The organism is Deltaproteobacteria bacterium, assembly GCA_019309545.1.
Classification (GTDB): domain Bacteria; phylum Desulfobacterota; class Desulfobaccia; order Desulfobaccales; family Desulfobaccaceae; genus Desulfobacca_B.
The window spans coordinates 1-15,100 of the sequence record JAFDGA010000038.1 but is presented as its reverse complement, the minus strand read 5'-3'; the positions used below and the strand labels follow the sequence as shown (position 1 = coordinate 15,100).

General features: G+C 52.8%; 13 protein-coding genes. 9 read left to right on the top strand and 4 right to left on the bottom strand.

The genetic code is table 11. From position 1 onward, the window contains the following. Positions 1-25 precede the first annotated feature (25 nt). Together mtnA and JRG72_10320 are read left to right on the top strand one after the other, a co-directional pair. A complete protein-coding gene (gene mtnA / locus JRG72_10325; protein MBW2135599.1) occupies positions 26-1,093 on the top strand; it encodes an S-methyl-5-thioribose-1-phosphate isomerase in 1,068 nt (355 codons plus the stop codon). Continuing rightward, complete coding sequence (locus tag JRG72_10320) at positions 1,090-2,046, top strand: L,D-transpeptidase family protein (GenBank protein MBW2135598.1); 957 nt, start codon at positions 1,090-1,092, stop codon at positions 2,044-2,046. Before mtnA ends, JRG72_10320 begins: the two co-directional genes overlap by 4 nt. Positions 2,047-2,078: 32 nt before the next feature. On the opposite strand, the gene JRG72_10315 is transcribed toward JRG72_10320, so the two are convergent. Both JRG72_10315 and polA read right to left on the bottom strand, forming a co-directional pair. After that, entirely contained in the window at positions 2,079-2,381 is a 303-nt protein-coding gene (locus tag JRG72_10315; protein ID MBW2135597.1) for a hypothetical protein, read from the bottom strand. A gap of 434 nt (positions 2,382-2,815) precedes the next feature. After that, positions 2,816-5,479 (bottom strand): DNA polymerase I, encoded by a 2,664-nt coding sequence (gene polA, locus JRG72_10310; protein MBW2135596.1) that lies wholly within the window; start codon positions 5,477-5,479, stop codon positions 2,816-2,818. A 365-nt stretch (positions 5,480-5,844) separates the two neighbouring features. Between polA and JRG72_10305 the strand changes: the two genes are divergently transcribed. The 4 genes from JRG72_10305 to JRG72_10290 all read left to right on the top strand — a co-directional run bounded on the left by JRG72_10305 (position 5,845) and on the right by JRG72_10290 (position 9,867). After that, positions 5,845-6,318 (top strand): DUF4405 domain-containing protein, encoded by a 474-nt coding sequence (locus JRG72_10305; protein ID MBW2135595.1) that lies wholly within the window; start codon positions 5,845-5,847, stop codon positions 6,316-6,318. Continuing rightward, entirely contained in the window at positions 6,315-7,634 is a 1,320-nt protein-coding gene (locus JRG72_10300) for a cobalamin-dependent protein (GenBank protein MBW2135594.1), read from the top strand. Before JRG72_10305 ends, JRG72_10300 begins: the two co-directional genes overlap by 4 nt. A gap of 183 nt (positions 7,635-7,817) precedes the next feature. Further along, entirely contained in the window at positions 7,818-8,591 is a 774-nt protein-coding gene (locus tag JRG72_10295; protein ID MBW2135593.1) for a hypothetical protein, read from the top strand. After that, positions 8,557-9,867 (top strand): hypothetical protein, encoded by a 1,311-nt coding sequence (locus tag JRG72_10290; protein MBW2135592.1) that lies wholly within the window; start codon positions 8,557-8,559, stop codon positions 9,865-9,867. The genes JRG72_10295 and JRG72_10290 overlap by 35 nt, the downstream gene beginning before the upstream one ends. A gap of 89 nt (positions 9,868-9,956) precedes the next feature. Here the strand turns inward: JRG72_10290 and JRG72_10285 are convergent, their stop codons facing one another. Continuing rightward, positions 9,957-10,382, bottom strand: a complete 426-nt coding sequence (locus JRG72_10285; GenBank protein ID MBW2135591.1) for a cyclic nucleotide-binding domain-containing protein — start codon at positions 10,380-10,382, stop codon at positions 9,957-9,959. Between the two features lie 86 nt (positions 10,383-10,468). Beyond that, on the bottom strand, positions 10,469-11,746 hold the full coding sequence (locus JRG72_10280; GenBank protein MBW2135590.1) for a potassium channel protein: 1,278 nt from the start codon (positions 11,744-11,746) through the stop codon (positions 10,469-10,471). Between the two features lie 894 nt (positions 11,747-12,640). On the opposite strand from JRG72_10280, the gene JRG72_10275 reads away from it, so the two are divergent. The 3 genes from JRG72_10275 to JRG72_10265 form a co-directional block, all read left to right on the top strand. Further along, complete coding sequence (locus tag JRG72_10275) at positions 12,641-14,005, top strand: hypothetical protein (GenBank protein MBW2135589.1); 1,365 nt, start codon at positions 12,641-12,643, stop codon at positions 14,003-14,005. Between the two features lie 160 nt (positions 14,006-14,165). After that, positions 14,166-14,522: a hypothetical protein gene (locus JRG72_10270; protein ID MBW2135588.1), complete on the top strand. Its 357-nt coding sequence runs from the start codon at positions 14,166-14,168 to the stop codon at positions 14,520-14,522. 409 nt (positions 14,523-14,931) lie between these two features. Beyond that, on the top strand, positions 14,932-15,100 hold a 169-nt coding region (locus tag JRG72_10265; protein ID MBW2135587.1), incomplete at its 3' end, for a hypothetical protein.

The window sequence follows — 15,100 nt, the reverse complement described above, 5'->3', positions numbered from 1 at the left end:
TGGTTTAGAAAAAAAGGGGGATATAGTGACCGAAATTGCCGGTTATCACACCATTCGGTGGGATCAGAATAAGGTGCTGTTGCTTGATCAACGGCGGTTGCCGGAAAAAGAAATCTATCTAACCTGTGAGGACTATCGCCAGGTGGTGGAGGCGATCCAGACCCTGGCCATCCGAGGCGCGCCGGCCATCGGGGTGGCGGCCGCCATGGCCGCGGCCTTGGGCGCCCTTCAATCCCCCACCCGCGGGGTAAAGGAGTTTCAGCATCATTTCAACGAGATCTGCCAGGTGATTGCCGGGGCCCGGCCAACGGCAGTCAATCTCGCCTGGGCCTTGCATCGGATGCAAGCCCTGGTAACGGCCCATCTTGACCTGGGGGTTGCTGACCTTAAACAACTTCTGGTGAGTGAAGCCCAAACCATCCTTAAGGAAGATATTGCCATTAACCGGCAGTTGTCAATGGCAGGACAACAATTGATCAACCAGGGTGATGCAGTGCTTACCCACTGCAATGCCGGGGGGCTAGCTACCGGGGGTTATGGCACTGCCCTGGGAGTAATTCGCGCTGCCTGGGAAAATGGCAAAAAACTCCACGTCTTTGTAGATGAAACCCGGCCGGTTCTGCAAGGGGCCCGGCTGACCACCTGGGAACTGATGAAACTGGGGATTCCGCACACCCTCATCACCGACAATTCCGCGGCCTGCCTGATGGCCCAAGGCAGAATCCAACTGGCGGTGGTGGGCGCCGATCGTATTGCCGCCAACGGCGACGTGGCCAATAAGATCGGCACTTATGGCGTAGCGGTCCTGGCCCATTATCATAAAATCCCTTTTTATGTGGCCGCCCCGTTGTCCACCTTTGACTTCTCCTTAGCCGGTGGCGGTCAGATTCCCATTGAGGAGCGTGATATGCGGGAGGTCACCCAGATTCAAGGCCACCCTATTGCCCCGGACGGGACCCGGGCCTTGAATCTGGCTTTTGATGTCACCCCCCATGCCTTAATTGCCGGGATCATCACCGAACAGGGCTTGGTTCAGCCGCCGTTGCCGGAAAATCTGAAAGACTTGCGGATTAAAATGGGGGGATCTCAATGACTTGGGTTCTATGCGTCTTGCTCGCAATCAACCTGCTGCTTTCCGGAACAGCCTTGGCGGCTGGACCTTATCCAATCCACCTCCCCAGCTCCTCGGTAGGGGTTGACCCCCAGGCGGTTACCGTGATCGGCCAGACCCAAGAATATGAGATCAAAAAAGGTGACACTCTGCTGGACATTGCCCGAGATTATGGCCTGGGCTACCAAGAACTGGGCCAGCTCTACCGCCACTGGGACCCTTTTATTTTACCGGTCGGCGAGCGGCTTACTATACCTACTAGCTGGATTGTCCCGGACTGTCAACATCACCAGATTGTGGTGAACACCGGGGAAATGCGGCTGTATAAATTTGCGGATAATGGTCGGACAGTTTACACCTTTCCCATTGGCATGGGGGTTCTCGATTATAAGACCCCGACCGGGACCTTTAAGGTTACCGAAAAGAAGGTCAAGCCGCCTTGGTATGTGCCCAAATCTTTGCAGGCCAAATACGGCATGGCGGTGATGCCGCCCGGCCCCGATAACCCCTTGGGAGATTATAAACTTACCCTTTCATGGGGGGATTACGGCATCCATGGTACCAGCATGCCCTGGGGCGTGGGCCGGTTGGTCAGCCACGGCTGTACCCGGATGTATCCGGAACACATTAAGAAGCTATTCGCGATGGTCAAAGTGGGGACCACGGTAGAATACATTTACGAGCCAGTGAAGATTGGCTTCCGCCAGGGCCGCGTCTACTTAGAAGTCAATCAGGATTTCTACCACAAGATTCCCGATCTGCTGACTCATACCTTAAATAGATTGGAAAACCGAGGATTGATTACCGAGGTCGATTATTCACGAGTGATAAAAGTGGTGGAAGAAAAATTGGGTATTCCAGAAGAGGTGACCAAAAAGGCTGAGGGTGTGGCGGCTAGCAGCCTGACTCACACCCTCGGAACCATTGGTGAATGAAGATTTGATTTAACTCAGCTAGTGGTAATTTTTTACCTTCTGTACCTCATAGCTCTGGCGCAAACCTTTTCAGCTGCGTCTTCTGCCCGGGCAGCAGCGGCCTCCGCACGATCAGCCGCCGCGGCGGCTTTCGGAATAGGAGGTTTGGCATCCTGTGCAGCCGCTTCGGCATTTACTACCAAGGCGGCAGCCCGATCTGCTGCGGCTTTGGATTGTTCCATGTACATTTTGCATTCATCATAGTACTTTTGGCAACAACCCGATGCTCCCACTACCAGGGCAAAGACCGCGAGGAGCGCCAAGGCATAGCCTCTTTTCAAAAACGCTTTCCTCATCGATTACCCCCTTTCGGAGAGGACGGTAGATTTGCTTTAGCTTGGAAATCCCCCTCCAAGTTAAGCTTTTGCAAACCGTGCACAGGCCCTTACTTCCGCATCTTCTTTAACAGACAAGCCTCTGCCTTTGTCCGCCTTGGAAGCCGACGCTTTTGCCTGATCAGCGTACATCTTGGCTTCGTCTACGTACTTTTTGCACGTGTCGCAACAACCCGCTCCCATGACGAGGACGAACGCCATGAGAATGGCTAAGGCGAAACCTCTCCGTACCAAAGCTTTCCTCATCATTTATCCCCCCTTTTCAAAGTAATGGAATAATGCGGTTTTTAGAACTAAGGGTATTTAACAACAGCCCCGAAAAAATATCAAGTAAAATTATTGTTTGCGTTGATTTTTTTTCTGGCCTATTTAATTAATCAATGTATATCAATATGTTAAGATTTCCTCAGCGAGGGCCTCATCTCTCCCCAATTTTTTCCGAGCTGGATATCGACCGTCAATGGCACTTTAAGTTGCGCCACCCCTTCCATAGTTTGTCTCAATAATTGTGCTGAAATCGAAATCTCCTCCTCTGGAATTTCTAACAGCAACTCATCATGAAGTTGGAGGAGCAGATGGCCCGCCAGTTTTTCCCGCCGCCAAACCGCGGCTACTGCCAACATCGCCTTTTTAATCAGGTCCGCGGCGGTGCCTTGAATGGGGGTATTAATGGCGCGGCGTTCCGCTTCCTGGCGAACGATGCGATTGCTGCTCCTGATCTGGGGAATCTGTCGCCGGCGTCCCCACAGGGTGGCAACCCAACCTTGCTGACGCGCCGTCTCCAGGGTCTGTCGGATATAACGTTGGACTCCACCATGGCGCTCAAAATAGCGGTCAATGAAATCCTGGGCCAGCCGTTGCCCGACCCCCAATTGGCGGGCCAGGCCATAGGCGCTCATGCCATAGATAATGCCAAAGTTGATGACTTTAGCCAGACGGCGCATATCCGGGCTGACCAATTCCGGGTGCAGGTCGAAGACCTCAGCGGCAGTCTGGCGATGGATATCAATACCTTCCTGGAAGGCTTTCAGAAAGGCCGGGTCTTCCGAAAAATGCGCCAGAATGCGAAGTTCCACCTGGGAATAATCACCGCTGAGGAACACCTGTCCGGGCCCAGCGACAAAAGCCTGGCGCACCTGAGAGCCGAACTCGCCCCGCACCGGAATATTCTGGAGATTGGGATCGCGGCTCGACAACCGACCGGTAGCCGCCACCGACTGCACAAAGGTGGTATGGATGCGGCCGGTGGCCGGGTTGACCTGCTTGAGCAGAGAATCCACATAGGTGGCTTTTATTTTCATCAGGGTGCGGTACTCGACTACTTTGGCGACGATCGGATGAACCTCTTTTAAGCTGTTCAATACCTCGATGTCGGTGGAATAAGCGGTCTTGCCACGGGTTTTTTTCTGGGGCGGCAGCTGTAGTTTCTCGAACAGAATATGGGCCAATTGTTGAGGAGACTGGATTAGAAAAGCTTCTCCGGCCAGAGCGTAAATTTCTTCTTCCAGGCGTTCCAGGTCCCTTTCCAGATCACGGCCGAACCTGTGTAAAAATTCCTGGTCAAGGCCGATGCCCTGAGCTTCCATCTCCGCCAGCACCGGTAACAGAGGCAATTCCAGGGTTTCATACAGAGGCCACAAACCCTCCCGATCGAGCTCGGCCTGCAACTGAGGCCAAAGACCCAGCGCGGTATCTGCCCGTTGGACGGCATAGGTCAGGGCCAACTCCTGGGGCAAATCTGAGGCCGCTAGCGGATGTCCGGCCAGTTCCCGAGGCCCGGGTAGACTACTCCCCAGATAGTGCAGGGCGACATTCTCCAGGGTTTGTTCATAACGGGCGGGGTTGAGAAGATAAGAAGCCAACAGGATGTCGCCCGCTAATCCGGCCAGGTGCCGGCCATAGCGTTCACCGACCAGCAGCGCGGCTTTCAGGTCAGGCCCGATCTTGCTGATTTGGGGATCAGTCCAGATCGACCCCAGCAATTCCCAGATCCAGGCCGCCGGTTGCCCTTGCCAGGGAAGATAAACCCCGCCACCTTCCTCCCAGGACAAAGCCAATCCGGCAATTTCGGCCAGCATCGGGTGTTGCTCGCTGGTAAGAAAAAACACGGCTACCCGGCCAGCCCGGGCAATTTGATCAACCACCTCCTGCAGGGACTCCCGGTCGGTCACCAGGCTATAATTTCCGGTATTATTCTCGGCTCCCAGCTCCTTGGATAATTTACTAAACTCCAGCTCGGCAAACATACGGCGTAGGGCTTGGCGATCCCACGGTCCGGGCTTCAGCTCTTCCAACGATACCTCTAAAGGGACCTGCGAATCCAGGACTGATAATTCCCGACTGAGTAGGGCCTGGTCCCGAAACTCGACCAGATTGGCTTTCAGCTTCTTTTTATTGATCTCCCCCAGGTGCCCGAACAGGTTGTTCAGATCGTGAAATTGGGAAATCAATTGCAGCGCGGTTTTTTCCCCCACGCCGGGGACGCCGGGAATATTATCACTGGCATCCCCGGCCAGCCCCCGAACGTCTACCAGCTGGCACGGCTCGACTCCATATTTTTCCTTAATGGTGTCAAGGTCATAGCGCTTATCCTTCATGGGATCCCAGACCGTGACCCCTTCTTCTATCAGCGGAAACAGATCCTTATCCCCGGAGATGATCTCCACCTGCAGACCGGCGGCCCGGGCCTTTTTGGTCAGAGTGCAGATGATGTCATCGGCTTCATAACCTTCCTGTTCCAAAGCCGGAAGATTCAAGGCCGCCACCAGCCGCTGGATGTAAGGCAACTGGGTGGCCAGATCATCGGGCATGGGCGGGCGTTGGGCCTTGTAGACCGGATAGCGCTGATGCCGAAAGGTGGGACCTTTGGTGTCAAAGGCCAATGCTAAATAGACCGGCTGCCGCTCCCGCAAGACCTTGAGCAGCATATTGGTAACTCCAAACACCGCATTGGTCGGCAACCCCTGGGAAGTCCTGAGTCCTGGCAAAGCGTGGTAGGCCCGATAAATATATGAGCTGATATCAATCAGGTAAAGGATAGGACGGGTTTCGGACATCATAACCTCTAATCACCCTATATACCGCCCTTAAAGGATTGTCAATTTTTTTAATGGTTTGTTGCCCTCGTATGTTACTATTCCGAACATTTAAAAGGTTAATTTGAGGGAAGGGCCGTGGGACTGACGGCCCCCCGCCCTCCCCTCAAGCTCCCCTCCCACACCCCCAAAGGGGATGGGGGGAGTGGGTTTGGGAAAGCTGTTTATTCTAACCCCAACCCATTTATTTAATGACCTGAGTAATAAAAATAAAAAACCAACAACCACTGGGGTTGACGCCCTGCACTTCCTGAGCTAAATTTAAAATATTTTGATTTTCAATCTACTTATAATGCAAAACAAGTTTTTCCTAGAAAGTAGGCGCAAAGATGTGGAACAAAGCCAAGGTTAACTTTGTGATCGATGCCCTGATGTTTATGTGTATGTGCGCCATCGCCGGAATCGGCTTTCTGATTAAATATGTCCTTATCCCGGGTGAGGAGAGGTGGGCGGTATATGGCCGTAATGTCGACCTTTTGTGGTTCGGCATGAACCGCCATGAATGGGGCTCCATCCACCTCTACCTGGCCCTGAGTTTACTTATTTTACTGGTGATCCATATCATTCTACACTGGCAGATGATCCTGAGTTTATTTAAAAATCTCATCGGCCAGGGCAAGACCAGATCGGTCATCACCGTGGTATTTGTAGGGATTTGCCTAGTTTTAATTAGTTTTTCGTTTTTCGTGACTCCTGAAGTTGAAGAGCTGCGCCGCGGTCGGGGCCGCCGCTTTGATGCCGGGCAGGTCATTTTACCTGAAAGACAGCCTTTTCCTCTGGTCAGTAAAAAATTCGTAAGGTGAACCAACCGCCCACCATCCTATTAATCAACCCCTGGATCTATGATTTTGCGGCATATGACTTTTTTGCCCGGCCGCTGGGGCTGTTATACCTGGCGGGCCGACTGCTGGCGCAAGGCTATGCGGTCAGGCTGATTGATTGTTTAGAACCAGCCCCAGATCGGATTACGTCGGTCACCGGGCGTTATCTTAAGGAACCTCTGCCGCCACCTGCTCCACTGGTTGGCATCCCGCGGCGCTATGGCCGTTATGGCATCAGCGAAACGGACTTTAAAGTCAAGCTCAGCATCACCCACCGTCCCGCAACAGTGCTGGTAACCTCCTTAATGACCTACTGGTACCCTGGAGTGCAGGCGGTCATTCGCCTGGTACGTGACCAATTTCCCGGCGTAGCAATAGTATTGGGGGGTATCTATGCCACGCTGTGCCCGGAACACGCCCGGCAGCATAGCGGCGCTGACCTGGTGCGGACCGGCCCTGGAGAACCAGAGATTCTAAACCTTCTGGCAGAACTGACCGGCTGGGACCGGCCTTTGCCCCCGGTGTTGGATGACCTGGATGCCCTGCCCTACCCTGCCCTGCACCTGCTCCCGGAGCGACGCCTGATCCCTGTGCTTACCTCCAGGGGCTGTCCCATGGACTGTGCTTATTGTGCTGCCAAGCTGCTGCAACCCCGGTTTCGGCAGCGTCGACCAACGGCAGTAGTGGAAGAGCTGAGCTACTGGCAGGCACGTTTAGGAGTAAAGGAAGTGGCCTTTTATGACGATGCCTTATTAGTGGAGGCCGAAACGCACTTATTGCCTATACTGGAAGGGGTGCTAAGCCGGGGATTAAATATAAGGTTCCATACCCCTAATGGCTTGCACCTGAAACTGATCAACCCACGAGTGGCCAAGTGGCTGAAAAAAGCCAATTTTGCTACCCTGCGCCTGGGTCTGGAGACCACCGCCCTGGGTCAGGAACGCCTGGACAGCAAGGTTCAGGAGGGCGATCTGGAGCAGGCCCTGGCAGCCCTTAGGGAAGCCGGCTTTACCCGCGCCCAGATCGGGGTATATCTACTCATTGGCTTGCCCCAGCAAGAGGATAGTCAGATAGCTGCATCTATTCGCCAGGTCCGGGCCTTGGGCGCCACTCCGGTGCTGGCGCAATATTCGCCCATCCCGTATACTGCTTTATGGCCGGAAGCAGTCAGAGTCTCCCGCTATGATCTGGCGGCGGAGCCGCTTTATCACAACAATTCAATTTTTCCCTGCTGGCCAGAATTTTCCTGGCCCCGCTGTAGCCGTCTGAAACGGCTGGCAACCGGAGGGGAAGAATGAGGTTCTTACGCCAAGCCGCAAAGGCGGAGAGACAGCTTAATGGGGGCCATAATCTTCCCCAACCTCATAAAGCGGGTTGGGAGGGGAGCTTGAAGGGAGGGAGGGCCGTCAGCCCCCCCGGCCCTCCCCTGAAATTAAACTTTAATGCTCCGATTTGTAAATTTAGGCTTAAGGAAGAAAAACATGGGCACTTCAATGGCTCGTAAGGCCCCCACCGGCAAATACTGGCGTCTGGCCAAGACCAGTGCTTCCCGGTTCGGTTCGCCCAAAAACACCGGTCAGGTCTCGGCAGCCGAGGTGGTGGCCCGTTATGTAATTGCCGTAAAGCACAATCCGGAGGGGATAGGCCCAACCCCGGCGGCACCGATCTTCCCCCAGATCCGGCAAGTCGCCGGCAATCTGGGCCGCTTTTATCAGAAGCTGGCCCTTTATGGGTCAGATCAGGCCTTGGGGGATTTGGGGTTGGGAGAGTTGATCGGCAGTCCACTGCAAACCACACTTCCGGTCTTGGTAGATACTCTGGCCGGGGCGGGGGCGGCTCTGGAGGAAGCGGTGGCACGCTCGGCCCTGATCGAGGTTTTGGCAAAGGAGTTCTCCCCGACCATGAATGGCTTTAATAAATGGGAAGAACTTAGGCCGGGCGAACCTTCCGCACGAATTATTTCTGGCCGGATAAGAAATTTTCTGGCTGAGGCTGTATACCAGAAACTGGCTTCTGATCTGGGAGAAGCTTTGGAGGCCCAGGCCAAGGACATCAACTCCGGAGTGCAGCGTCAGCTAGAACTGCGCAAGTTTATTCAGGGAAGACTTGATCCCCAAACCGAGGGGAAAGAGGAATTCGAACTCTCCTGGTCTGAGGACCAGGTCCTGGCCTGGATCGACCGGCAACTCCGCCACCTGCTAAACCGGTTAGAGCAGGAGCATGGCTTCCAAAATCTTTATCCAGGGTCATCCTGAGGAGTCCTGTCCCAGTCCGGAGGAGTATGAGGCCCAGGTTAGCTTTTGGGCCGCAACGCCGGGTTTCACCATCCACCATAATTTCAATCAATTATGGACCACTCCAAGGCTTCCCGGTCCGGAATATCAATCTTTGCTGCTGTTAGCTGCGGCGGTCTGGGCCGCGGACAAACTTGTAAACCGAATAACCGCCCCGGATGCCTGGACCCGGGAGCTGACCCTGGAAATTCCGGTCAACCTGTCCTGGATGGCGCCAGTTACCGAACTGGCCCCGCTCCTGGACTTTCTTACCGGAGATCACTGGCGCTTGGTGCCACGCCCCGGCTCTCCTGACCTGGGCTTCCAGTCCGAGTGGAAGCTGCCCTGGATCCCGGATCTGGTCTGCCTGTTTTCCGGCGGAGTCGATTCCCTGGTGGGGGCCATTGACTTCCTGGAAGCCGGTTACCGGCTGCTGCTGGTCAGCCATTATGACTTCGGACAACTGGCCGGTTATCAGAAAAATCTGGCAATGGCCCTGACCCAGCACTATGGGCCGGATCGAGTCCAGGGGTTGGGTTTACGCGTCCAACTGGAGGCCCCGGAATTAAGCTTGCGGAGCCGGTCTTTGCTATTTATCGCTCTGGGACTGGCTGCGGCCGGAGCTTTTGGTTCGAGAATGCCCCTTTTGGTTCCGGAAAACGGTTTTATCAGTCTCAATCCGCCGCTAACCCTGAACCGCCTGGGGAGCTATAGCACCCGTACCACTCATCCTTATTTCACCCATAATTTGCGGGAGCTTTGTCGGCAGGCCAATATCCACCACCCCCTGGTTAACCCTTACCAGGGGCAGACCAAAGGCGAAATGTTGGCTCGCTGTCGAGGCGGTGAACTGCTGCGCGCCCTGCTGCCCTATACCCTGTCCTGTTCCCACCCGGTGGTCTCCCGCTGGCACCGTCAGCCCCAGGGCAACTGTGGCTATTGTTTTCCCTGTCTGCTGCGCCGGGCGGCGTTGCATCAGATTAACGCCGATCAGGGCCGGGATTATCTCTATGATGCCCTAGGCGACGAAAGACTGTTGGCCAATCGGGTCCGGGGGGCCGACCTCCGGAGTCTGCTGTTTGCCCTGCAAAACTGGGAAGACTCAAACCGCCAAGCCCGACTTCGGCTGCACCGCACCGGACCGCTGCCGGGGGATCTAGAATCTAGGCATCAGGTGCTGGAGGCTGGGATGACCGAGATCAAGACTTGGCTGTGGGATAAGGCTCATTCTCATCTTCGGCAATATGCCAATTGGTAAGAGAAATAGGAACTTGGTGGGGAAAAAATTAAGTAGGTCAGGCTTACCGGATCAAATTGACAACAGCCAACCGGAAACTAAAAACCGGATCACCCCTCCAGTGAAATGGCCAAGGCTGTGGTGAGTTTGACCACCTCTTCGTCGGTTTTGCGCAGCCGTTGGGATAACATTTGTGACAGGCGCCACAGCATCTTTATCCCCATAGCGGGATTTTGTTGGATGAGTTGATAAAATCGGTCTTTACTCAGCTCCAATAATTTACACTCGGTCAAGGCCTTAACCGTGGCGGAACGGACATCGTTTTCAATCAGCGCCATTTCCCCGAAAATAACTCCGTCTTCAGCCTTAAGCCGGATCATCACCTTGTCCCGCGGCGCTCTATCTTCGAACTCCAAAATGAGCCGCTTGGTAATCTCGACCTCACCGGCGCACATAATATACATCACTTCTCCAGGCTCACCTTCGGTCATTATAATGGTCTGGGCCGGCAACGAAAGCATGGAAGTGGAGGCCATTACTTGCTTAAGTTCCTCATCCTGAAGATCCTGAAAGATAAAAATCTTCTTTAATAAATTAAAATCGATCATAGAATTGGAGTGTTTTAAAAAATCCCCCCACGCTTGGTCACCAAAGGCTGCACCTTGGCGATGACTACCGCCATTTCATCAGGGGCAAGAATATGATCCAGCGGGGGATTGATAAGACATTCGGTGCGATAGCGGCCAAAGAGATGGGTCATTCCGGCCTCGGTAAACTTGCGGCGAATGAAATCATCGATGGCGGATGGCTCCCCGGACAACAGGTCCTCCAGGCGCAGCACCTGTCCCTCATTAAACAGGGCGATAAGCAGGGACTGGTGGCGGTCCCTCAGATAGTCAGCAAATTCCTGCAGCGGGTGGCCATGAAACCGGGAGGGTATTTCTACCACCCAGAAGGTGTGTCCTTCCGCCGACAGCAAGGCTTTCAGCACCTTAAACAGCCCGGCGGAGGCCGTGGCGCTGGCAATCAGGGCATTGTCATATTCCCCCCGGATGATGATGTCTTCCACACGGGCTCGTTCCAGGTGGGGACGGTTATCTGGGTTCAGTAATTCCACACAGATCCTGACTTTGGGGTTAATGGCCTTAACCGCCAGGGCCGCTAACAGGGTGCGCTGATCGACTTGCTCCCGAGGCCGGTCTGTGGTCCGATCCGCTAGAATTAACACTCTTCGGGCCCGCCGCAGATTGGTTTTGAGCAATATTTCTTCACGGGAAAAATCCCCCTGCACAAAATAAAGCTCATGGTCGATAAACTTAACTTGGATAGCCTCGAATTGTTGCGGGGTAATTTCACTGATCAGCACCACCGGGGTCCGCCGATCCACACGCTCCAGCAGGTCCTTGAGGATTCGTTCGCCGCCCCGATGCCAGCCCATGATAATGATATGCTCGTTAACCGTAATATTTTCCAATCCCCGTTCCCTCCGGAACTTGCGCTCAATAAATACTGAGGCTACGGTGGCGGTCAGCAGGGACAAGATTACCAGACCGGACAGCATCAGCCCCACCCCCACCAGCCGGCCCCCAAATGATTGCGGGACCAGATCGCCATAACCCACCGTGGTCAGGGTAACCACGGCCCACCACAGTCCATGTCCCAGCCGCGTCAAGAAATTATTGGCATCTGCTTCCTGGAGGGCAAACCCTAAAGCGCCCAAGAAGACCAAAATTACTACTCCCCCGATCAGAAAAAAGACCTTTTCCTTTATTAAGGTGGCGATCAGGGAACTTAGGGTTTTGCTCAGATCTGACCAGAGCCCTTTTAACCGAGTGTGGCCTCTTTCTAGCCAGCGGTACCATCGGACTTTCTTCTCGGCCAGCAATGCAGATTTTTCCATAGCGGCAATTAGAGAATCAAAAATTCTTGGCCAAGGCGTTTAGAACTTAACCGCGCCGGGTTAATAATCCCCAGGGGAAACCTAATTTTACAATTTTATCATTATGTCCAAAAGATTACCAAACAAATGTTAACAACGGCCCTGATGGGAAAACCCTAGACTACCTGTACCAGGACCCATGACCAGCGGATGAGCTTGTGGGTTACCCTGCCGTCAAATCCTATCCCGACGTCGTTCTCCATACATCTGATTAAGGTCTCCAGGACCGGGGCTCCGCCAAAGGCAGCGAGATCGTCTGTTTTTTAGCCTGTGGCGCTTGAAACAGTAACTGTCACCTGCAACATTGTAACATTATTAGGGCATAAGGCCGCCATTAAAATGCTAAGCTTGATATTGCCTTCAGCTACCCTTTAAAAGTGTAGAACTTTATTAAACTAGGCAGGCAATGTTTAAGTACCCCCCGTAAAGGCTCGATTTTTGGGTTAGGCAAACTCCCGGAAAATTACCAACCAACTTCCTAAAGATTTTTGAAAACGAACCCGGCGTTTTAAATTTTCGTAACTTCTTAGCCAAAGGACCATCTACCAAATGATGCCGGCAATATTTTATTTGACAATCAGCTCCATTTTATATAGATTATTGTTTAGGAGCATAATTATTTTTTATAAGATTAAGGTATTAAACTTAATGTTCACTAAACCTTGAAATTGGTTTTCCGGCCAATGGAGAACCAGGAGGAGAGCGGTGCTTTAAGCCTCTAAACCGTCAGGGATATGTTTTGGAGGCTTTTTTATTGTCTTGATAACCTAGAAGGGGGTGATAAGCTAGTTGACCGGCAAGAGAGAAATATTAATTAATCCAGCAGGTTAAACTGTTTCAAAAAGGAGACCGCTCATGAAATTCAAGACGAAATATTTACTAATTTTCTGCCTAGCCATGGGCTTAGTGGGACTGGGAGCCCTTAACCCGGCCCTGGCAAGCGACGAGGGTCCATCGGTGGCATTACCGGGTAGTGCTGCAATTGATGCCACGCCCACCCTGACGATAAACTCTGCCCATCTGTCCAACAAACAGTTCGGAAGCACCAAGATATCCGTAATCCGGCCCGGGGAGTATATCTATGGGGTATATAGCGTTACTTTGAGTGGAGCCAGTACAGATGCGCTGATACGCAAGTATAATATTTGGCTGTACAGCCAGCGGGCGACCTTTTGGAATGCCAAAAGCCCCGGTACTGTTTTGTTTTCGTGGGGTTTTCAAATTCCGGAAAACAAAGCCAAGCACGGTACCCAAACTAAATTTAAAACCATTTTTCAGGCCTTAGGAGGGAATACCGTTGCCCGTGGCCTTGCCTTTACTATCAAAAGGTATGGCCTTACCGATTCCACCCGGGCTTACTTTTCCGGCTTGCCAACCTGGCTGAAAAATAAAATCATTAACAATTGTAAGGCGGCCAAGAATTATCTCCTGAAATCCGCCTTAGCCTTCAAAGGAATATACTATTCAAAATCTGCCGACAAAACCAGTTTTCTCAATCGCATCAAAAGTCGGCGCCAAAATGCCTACCTGATTCACTCCCACGGCAGCGACACTGATGGCGGCCGCATCTATTTTCTGGATAATACCTACGTTAACGGTTCCGACTTGACTGCTTCCGGGTTTAAAGCTCCGGGCGGTCTGTTCTATGCCGCCGTCTGTAAGGGCGCCACTTATACGACTCTGGGGAATGCCTTCTTAACCTGCGGCTGTAAGGGTTTTATTGGCTATACAGTATCAGTCTATACCAGCCGCAACGCCGATTTCTATAAGGAATTTTTCCGGCGCGCCACCAAAAAGGACATGCCGGCCAACCGGGCTCTGGCTGCTACTATCAAGTGGGCTTATGCCAAAGGTTGGAACGATGTTACTACGGCCAGATATTTCGGGTCCCATGATTTATATTTAGGGGGCCAGACCGGTCCGGGGATCAGTTCCGCCAGTGTTGATCTGATAGAGATGGATAAAGTATCCCAGCCCGCCATCGTTTGGAAAGATATCACCACCTACCTGCCCAGCCAGGCCGAGCATCAGGCCGTGCATTTGGCAGACGCGGTCCCCGCCGTCCAGGCTCTGAAGAGCCAGTATGGTGCCTTGACCACCGGTATCGAAGTCTTCCCGAGTGTTTACCGGGTCAGCTACAAAGCCGGGGATATTTTCCTCTATGGGGTAGACGTGGACAAGAAAACCGGCACCATCGTGGAAGAGGGCACCCTGGACTAATAGCCGCCTGCATTTGGTGGTGGTGGTTTAACCAGTGGTCTTGAAATCTCGTTTGAGAACCGGATGCCAAGGTCGGGATAGTGCCCCGGCCTTGGCATTGTTGACCATTTAGATTAATTTTAATATTATCCAATTTAACCTGGCCTAAAGGAACGTCAGCGTGAAGATTAGAGTTAAGCATCTACTGGTGTTTTTGTTGGCCTGGGGGCTAATGAGTAGCTGGGCCTGTGCCCCACAGGACCATAAAGGTAATCAAACTATGACCTCAGAAGGCACCCAATGGCGGGATATCAGCAGCCATGATCTTAACCCGGCTGAACGCCAGGCAGTGGCGGCAGCGGACCAGATTCCCGAAGTTAAGCAACTCCGGCAGGAGCATGGCCCCGCGCTCAGAACCGGCATCGAAAGCCTCCCTGAGGTTTATCGGGTAAGCTATCGTTTGGGCGACATCTTCTTGTATGGCGTGGATGTAGATAAGGCCAGCGGCCAGGTGGTAAGCCACGGAACCCTAGATTAAATCCAATTTTCAGTCCTCATCAAGGCGGCCTGATTTTAACCCGTCCTCGGATAGTTTGGTCCTCTGAACTCCACCTTGACAATCTCTCCAAGTACCTTGCCTCAATGAGCTCAGTCCAATTACCGGGCTCTGGCCCTCCAGAAATGAGTAAGGTGGTAGCAACTGGGGCTTTTTTACTCATAATCTAATAACTCCAATATAATTAAAGTATTATCCAAATACCCCAGTTTCTCTCGGTAACTTTGCCTCGTGCGCCTGGTCATTAATCTTACCTGATTCTGGTCGTAATCCACTAATTTGAGACTGTTGCAAAACGATACGTAAATATTACTAAAAATTAATACAAAAAAGGCTCGCCAAAATGCTTAACCTATGGTAATATCAAGGAAATAATTTTTCTGGAGCTGATATGAGCAAAAAGGGCCGAGCCAACGGTTCATTCTTTGGCAACCATATTTATGAAGGCCTCTTGGCCCGGCGATCCCACCTCCTTTATGAACTGGGTCAGGTGGTGGACTTCAGCTTTGTCCGCCATGCCTGCCGGGACTTTTACGTGGATTGGGGCCGGGACGCCTGGG

Excerpts from the sequence above, each read along its gene's own strand:
- JRG72_10295 (MBW2135593.1), top strand. The coding sequence starts at position 7,818 with ATGGGCACTTCAATGGCTCGTAAGGCCCCCACCGGCAAATACTGGCGT.
- JRG72_10280 (MBW2135590.1), bottom strand. The coding sequence starts at position 11,746 with ATGGAAAAATCTGCATTGCTGGCCGAGAAGAAAGTCCGATGGTACCGC.
- JRG72_10305 (MBW2135595.1), top strand. The coding sequence starts at position 5,845 with ATGTGGAACAAAGCCAAGGTTAACTTTGTGATCGATGCCCTGATGTTT.
- JRG72_10275 (MBW2135589.1), top strand. The coding sequence starts at position 12,641 with ATGAAATTCAAGACGAAATATTTACTAATTTTCTGCCTAGCCATGGGC.
- JRG72_10315 (MBW2135597.1), bottom strand. The coding sequence starts at position 2,381 with ATGAGGAAAGCGTTTTTGAAAAGAGGCTATGCCTTGGCGCTCCTCGCG.
- polA (MBW2135596.1), bottom strand. The coding sequence starts at position 5,479 with ATGATGTCCGAAACCCGTCCTATCCTTTACCTGATTGATATCAGCTCA.
- JRG72_10285 (MBW2135591.1), bottom strand. The coding sequence starts at position 10,382 with ATGGCCTCCACTTCCATGCTTTCGTTGCCGGCCCAGACCATTATAATG.
- JRG72_10290 (MBW2135592.1), top strand. The coding sequence starts at position 8,557 with ATGGCTTCCAAAATCTTTATCCAGGGTCATCCTGAGGAGTCCTGTCCC.
- JRG72_10320 (MBW2135598.1), top strand. The coding sequence starts at position 1,090 with ATGACTTGGGTTCTATGCGTCTTGCTCGCAATCAACCTGCTGCTTTCC.